At 42.1% G+C, this 6,775-nt stretch carries 2 protein-coding genes and 2 pseudogenes; 2 read left to right on the forward strand and 2 right to left on the reverse strand.

The window, feature by feature from the left end:
* Nucleotides 1-590 precede the first annotated feature (590 nt).
* Together PN450_RS00610 and PN450_RS00615 are read left to right on the forward strand one after the other, a co-directional pair.
* Nucleotides 591-4,832 (forward strand): putative Ig domain-containing protein, encoded by a 4,242-nt coding sequence (locus PN450_RS00610; protein WP_271835037.1) that lies wholly within the window; start codon nt 591-593, stop codon nt 4,830-4,832.
* Nucleotides 4,833-4,893: 61 nt separating this feature from the next.
* Entirely contained in the window at nt 4,894-5,529 is a 636-nt protein-coding gene (locus PN450_RS00615) for a PFE-CTERM domain-containing protein (RefSeq protein WP_271835039.1), read from the forward strand.
* Between the two features lie 127 nt (nt 5,530-5,656).
* Here the strand turns inward: PN450_RS00615 and PN450_RS00620 are convergent.
* Together PN450_RS00620 and PN450_RS00625 are read right to left on the reverse strand one after the other, a co-directional pair.
* Nucleotides 5,657-5,993 (reverse strand): annotated as a pseudogene (locus PN450_RS00620) (element excision factor XisI family protein).
* A 15-nt stretch (nt 5,994-6,008) separates the two neighbouring features.
* Nucleotides 6,009-6,671: pseudogene (locus PN450_RS00625) on the reverse strand (NACHT domain-containing protein); the annotation flags it as partial.
* Nucleotides 6,672-6,775: the final 104 nt, after the last annotated feature.

A 6,775-nucleotide genomic window follows, 5' to 3' on the forward strand; every position in this document is an offset into this window, starting at 1 on the left:
AAAATTTACTTAAATCTAGGCTGGTTTCCTATTAATTCTCAATAATTAATGTTTATTGAGAATATAGGCTCTTTCCAGAAAAGCCTCTAACCCTTTTGAATACTCATTTTTAGCTGGTTTTCTTACATCGAACTCAGGTATTTGCAGATGTCGCCCCACCAGTAATCAGTCAATTCCTGAATGTTCCCACCTCAACCCCTAACCCAGTCAATACTATTGATGTTCAATTCTCTGAACAAATTAACCTCAATACCTTTGATCAGAGTGATCTTACCCTTACCCGCGACGGTGTTAACCTCACCTTACCTAATACCGTCACTGTTACCTATCTCTCTGATACAACCTATCGCATTAACGGGTTAGATAGTTTAACTAACACTCCCGGTCTTTATAGCTTAAAAGTTGATGCTACTACCATCCAAGATAATACGGGTAATAGTGGTGATGCAGCCAAAACCGCAACATTTACCATTGCTGCACCGCCAACCCCCGGCATTACTTTAACTCAAAGTGGTGGTAGCACCGCCGTTACCGAAGGCGGTAATACTGATAGTTATACCCTTGTTCTCAAAACTCAACCTACTGCTGATGTGACTGTTACCCTAAACGGTAGTAATCAAATTACCATTGATAAAACTACCGTCACCTTCACATCTGCTAACTGGAATACTCCCCAAACTGTTACCGTGACAGCCGTTAACGACACTATCGCCGAAGGCAACCACACCAGTACAATTAGCCATAATGTTAGCAGTACAGATGCTAATTACAACAATGTCGCACTTCCTAATGTTGCGGTCAGCATTACCGATAATGATGCCGAAATTCGGGGGATGAAATGGCATGATCTTGATGGTAATGGGGTGAAAGATGCTGGAGAAACTGGTTTACAAGGTTGGACAATTTACCTCGATACCAACACCAACGGACAATTAGACAATGGTGAAATTTCAACTATTACCGACACAACCGGCAATTATCAATTTACTAATCTGCGTCCGGGAATTTACACCGTCGCTGAAGTTCAACAACCAGGATGGAAGCAAACCTTCCCCGGCGTTAATATCACCACCACCAACGCGGAAATTCCCCTTTATACGCCAACTTTAGAGATTATTTCGCCCCTCAACTCAACCAACGAGGTTCAACTCAACTTTAATGCGGCTAATTATATAGTTAAGGAAGATGGAACTGCATTAACGGAAATTTGGGTAACTCGCACAGGAAACGCCAGTAATACAGTTAGTGCCACACTGAGCTTCATTGATGGTACGGCTAAAGGATGTGGATGTGCTGCTAGTTCCGTCAATAATGATTTCAACAATATTCCGATTACTGTCACTTTCGCGGCAAATGAAACCAGCAAACTCGTTTATGTGCAGAATGCCCTGTTAGGTAATCCTAATGCCATCAAAATTCGTAACGATGAGAAAGTTGAAGGAGACGAATATTTTACAATTAAACTGACTAACCCCACAGGTGGCGCAACCATCGGTAATCAAAGCAGTGCTACTGTGACTATTGTTGATGACGATACCCCTGCCAATACTACAGTAACGCCTCCTTTAGAAAGTCCGAGTACCACAATTTCCAGTTTTGTGGATAGTCAGGCAGCTTCTTTAATTAACCTGGATAATTTCCGGGCAGATAGCCGCTTTGCTAACATCAAAGGCAACGGTTTAACTACTGTCATCATTGATACAGGCATAGACTTAAATCATCCCATCTTTGGGGCTGATGCTGATAATAACGGTATTGCTGATAAAATTGTCTATGAATACGACTTTGCCGATAATGACACAGATGCCAGTGATAAAAACAATCACGGTTCTCACATTGCCAGCATCTTTACCAGCGTTGCCCCCGACTCTAATATTATCGCCTTAAAAGTCTTTAAAGATAACGGTGCTGGCAGCTTCTCCGATTTAGAAAAAGCCCTGCAATGGGTCGCCGCTAATAGCACAGCATATAATATTGCATCTGTCAACCTTTCTCTGGGAGATAGTCAAAACTGGACAACAGCCACGTCTCGCTATGGCATTGGTGATGAATTAGCAGCGATCGCTTCCCAAAATATCATTATCAGCGCCGCCGCAGGTAATAGCTTCTATCAGTATGGCAGTAAACCCGGATTAGCTTACCCGGCGATAGATCCCAATGTCGTCGCGGTTGGTGCGGTTTGGGCTAATAACTTTAGTAGTCAGAAAAACTTTGTTGGTGGTGCAATTGATTATACAACAACTGCCGATCAAATTGCTAGTTTCTCCCAACGCGATCCCAACTTGTTAGATGTATTTGCTCCTGGTATCTTAATTACAGGTGCTAATGCCAGTGGTGGTACTACCTCTATGGGAGGAACTAGCCAAGCAACGGCATACATGACAGGTGTGGCAACTCTCGCACAGCAGATAGCAGTGGAAAAACTTGGTCGGAAACTGACAGTTAATGAGTTCCGTAATCTCCTGGATACAAACAGTGTCATTATCAACGACGGTGATAACGAGAATGACAACGTTACCAATACTGGGAAAAATTATCCTCGTGTAGATTTATTGAAACTCGCAGAAGGTATCCTCAACTTCGGTGGTACAACTCCTAACCCCAATCCTGTTGATCCAGGTAACAACAATAACAATGGCGCAACTACCATATTCGACAATACCATTAACCTTGTTCATACCGTCAACCTGACAGCAGGTGAAGTCCGTACAGGAATTAATTTTGGCAACCAACAAATTGTAGTTAATCATGCACCCACAGTTGCTCAACCCATCGGGGATCAAACCGCAACGGAAGATACAGCCTTTAGTTTCACTATCCCAGAAAACACTTTTACAGATATTGATGCTGGTGATGTTCTTACCTATTCTGCAACCTTAGAAAATGGTAATGCTTTACCAAATTGGTTGACATTTGATGCTACAACCCGCACCTTTAGCGGTACTCCCACCAATGATAATGTAGGGAATTTGAATGTTAAAGTGGCAGCCACAGATAAAGCCGGTGCAACTGTTAGTGATGTCTTTACTCTCGCAGTTGAAAATATTAACGATGCACCAACATTATTAAATGCGATCGCAAATCAAACCACAAACGAAGATCAAGTATTCAACTTCCAGATTCCCACTAATACCTTTACTGATATTGACGCTGGTGATGTTCTTACCTATTGGGCAACATTAGAAAATGGTAATGCTTTACCAAATTGGTTAACCTTCAATTCCACAACTCGCACCTTTAGCGGTACACCAACTAATGATAATGTAGGGAATTTGAATATTAAAGTGGCAGCCACAGATAAAGCCGGTGCAACTGTTAGTGATGTCTTTACTCTCGCAGTTGAAAATATTAACGATGCACCAACATTATTAAATGCGATCGCAAATCAAAACGCTAAACAAGGAACTGCTTTCAACTTCCAAATTCCCACTAATACCTTTACTGATATTGACGCTGGTGATGTTCTCACCTATTCAACAACATTAGAAAATGGTACTGCTTTACCAAGTTGGTTAACCTTTAATTCCACAACTCGCACCTTTAGCGGTACTCCAACCAATGATAATGTAGGGAGTTTGAATATTAAGGCGATCGCTACAGATAAAGCCGGTGCAACTGTTAGTGATGTCTTTACTCTCGCAGTTGAAAATATTAACGATGCACCAACATTATTAAATGCGATCGCAAATCAAACCACAAACGAAGATCAACTATTCAACTTCCAGATTCCCACTAACACCTTTACTGATGTTGATGCTGGTGATGTTCTTACCTATTCCGCAAGATTAGAAAATGGGAATGCTTTACCAAGTTGGTTAACATTTAATCCTACAACTCGCACCTTTAGCGGTACACCAACTAATGACAATGTAGGGAATTTGAATATTAAGGCGATCGCTACAGATAAAGCTGGTGTTACTGCAACTAACAACTTTACCCTCACAGTTAACAATGTTAACGATGCGCCTATTGTCAACAATCTAATTCCCTCTCAACGAACTGAAAACGGTCAAGCCTTCAGCTACACCTTACCAAACAATATCTTTAGTGACCCTGACGGTGATACACTCACTTTCAGCACACCTGGTCTTCCTGCTTGGCTGTTATTTAATGCCAACACTCGCACCCTGACCGGAACTCCTAGCAGCACAGGCATTACTGCGATCGCACTACAAGCATCTGATGGTAATGGGGGAACAGTTTCCACCACTTTCTCAATCAACGTTGCTCCAGCCACCGTCAACCAAGACCTGAGTAGCAGCACTGGTGATCAGACAATTACAGCACCAGCAGGTTCTGAACCCGCCACCTATAGAACAGGTTCCGGTAATGACACCATTAATGCCAGTGCTAGAACAGGAGCCGTCACAGCCTATGCTAATGCCGGAAATGACAGCATTTTCGGGGGTTCTGCAAATGACTTCCTCTATGGTGGTTCTGGTAACGACACGCTCTATGGCAACAATGGCGTTGACCGACTCTATGGAGAAGACGATGATGACATCCTCTACGGTGATGCTGGTAATGATTTACTCTATGGTGGTAACGGTAATGATAAGCTCTATGGTGGCTTAGGCAATGACAACCTTTGGGGCAACGCGGGCGCTGATATCTTTGTCCTCGAACCTGGCAATGAAGCTGATACCATCCGCGACTACGCAGACGGTCTTGACAAATTCGGCTTAACGAATGGCTTAAGCTTTGGCGCTTTGTCCTTTGTTCAAAGTAACGCTAACGCTCAAATTTGGCGAGCAAGTGATAGCTCACTCCTAGCAACTTTGATTAACGTCAATATCAATGTTCTTGGAAGTTCTGATTTCGTCAATTTTTAGGTCGTATAAATCAAATATCAGTACCGACCAATCACTTAATTACTCAAAAGGAATCTAGATCATGCGTCAACTTGTTAAGTTTGCAATCGGCACAATCACTTTTTTCGGTTGTCTCCAAGGGGCATTGTCAGCCCAGGCTATAACCTTTGAGTTTAATTGGACTGGAGATTCAGGTTACTCAGCTACGGGTAATTTTAATTTCAATGACGCGAATAGTGATGGTTTTGCTCGCTCTAATGAATTCACAGCTTTTAATATCACCTTCAGGGATGATGTTAGTAATTCCCTGGCAACTTATGATTTGAATCAGCTTCAACTTTTCACTCCAGCCTTCAATTTTAACTACGATATTGGGAATAATCTAGTATTGCAGAGTGGAAATTCCGATGCCATTGATGGATTTTCCATAGGCAATGATGATGTTGGTGGTTATTTGCTAAATACCTCCGCCGCCTCTGGAATCACTTTTGGTAACAGTGACTTTAGTAGCTCTGATTTCGGTGGCACTTTCGCTGCAACCCCTGTACCTTTTGAGGTTTCCCCCACTTCGAGTTTAGGCATCTTCATCTTGGGTGCTGCCTTCGCTATCCAGAAAAGACGAAAACGGCTGCAAGTCACAAAAAAAATACTCCCACAACTGGAAAAGGAACTGACCTTAACGAGTGACAAGGCGGTTGAAGATGAGATGTGGCATTGATATAAGACCGAAAGCCTTTGTCTATATAGTGAACTACCTACACTTCCCTTGCGGGTAAGTATAGGCTTCCTACCCACTAAAAAAGTATATAGACAAAGGCGATTGCCTTCAATTTGTTACAAAAAATTTACATAACTGCATAATCCGTATATTGCCGCATTTCCGGAGCTTGAAACCCCAACACAATATCTTCCTTTGCTACCCCCAGATCCACAAGTTCTTGGGCTACTCTCATTTCCGTCATATGTTTGCTCAATCCAAATCTTTCCTTGCTTAATATCCAAATGTAAAACACAACCATATACCCGCCGATGGCCATCCCATCCCACATTCATGACCTGGTAATGGTCTTGTTTCGGATCAAAAACAGTGTAGCAATCTATCGACCCATTAGCGATGGGGATAGCAGCGTAATCTGTCAACAACGACTGAATTATATGCCGATAAGACTTTATGGTATCCATTGTACAATTACCTCATAAGCGACGAATGCGTTCTGGAAACAGTCGATAATTGAGGCTCATTTGGTCATTAGACAGCATTTCCCAGGAAAGTTCGCACAAAAAGTACAGTTTTTCTGCCAAAGAAGTAAAAGTACGCTCGGCTTTGATATCTCGTTCCATCTTGCGCCGCACTGCATAGAGATAAACTCGTGACATATCCACAGGTTTACCCGCTTTAATTTCTGGCAATGCTTCTAAAATTAAGTCAGTCATCACCGGAGGACGAGCTAAATCCAATAATTGCGGATTGCTGATTACTTGCTCAACAGTCGCTGCTTCAGCTTGGAATGACAACACCAGCCGAATTTGCTCATCGTTGAATTTCTCTAATTCCAAAACTTCAAATTGCGGTGTTTCGCCAGTTAATTTTTTAGTTGATGCTTGTAATTCTGCATTGAGTAAAGCACGTCCTTCTTTCGCTTCTGGAAAATGCTCAGTCCGACAGGTGAGGATGACTTTAGCACTGGGAACTACTACCTTTGCCAGTTCCCAAAAGTTATTAATCATCTGTTGACGATCAACTTTTGCTGCCATTTCGTCAAAGCCATCGAAAATTAGCAGCAATTTACCCATGCGGTTGAGTTGGTCAAAAACTTCGCTATTTAGGGCTTGCTGAATAAAGCTAAAACCTGGATAAATTAAGAGATTCAGGGGATAGAAGATAGAAAATGTGCAAGAAAAAGGGTTAAAATGGGTAAAACCTCTTGCAGCAAAAAGCGTTAAAATGTATAGAAAAGAGAAAC

It is taken from the genome of Dolichospermum lemmermannii CS-548 (genome assembly GCF_028330815.1).
In the GTDB taxonomy this organism is placed as follows: domain Bacteria; phylum Cyanobacteriota; class Cyanobacteriia; order Cyanobacteriales; family Nostocaceae; genus Dolichospermum; species Dolichospermum lemmermannii.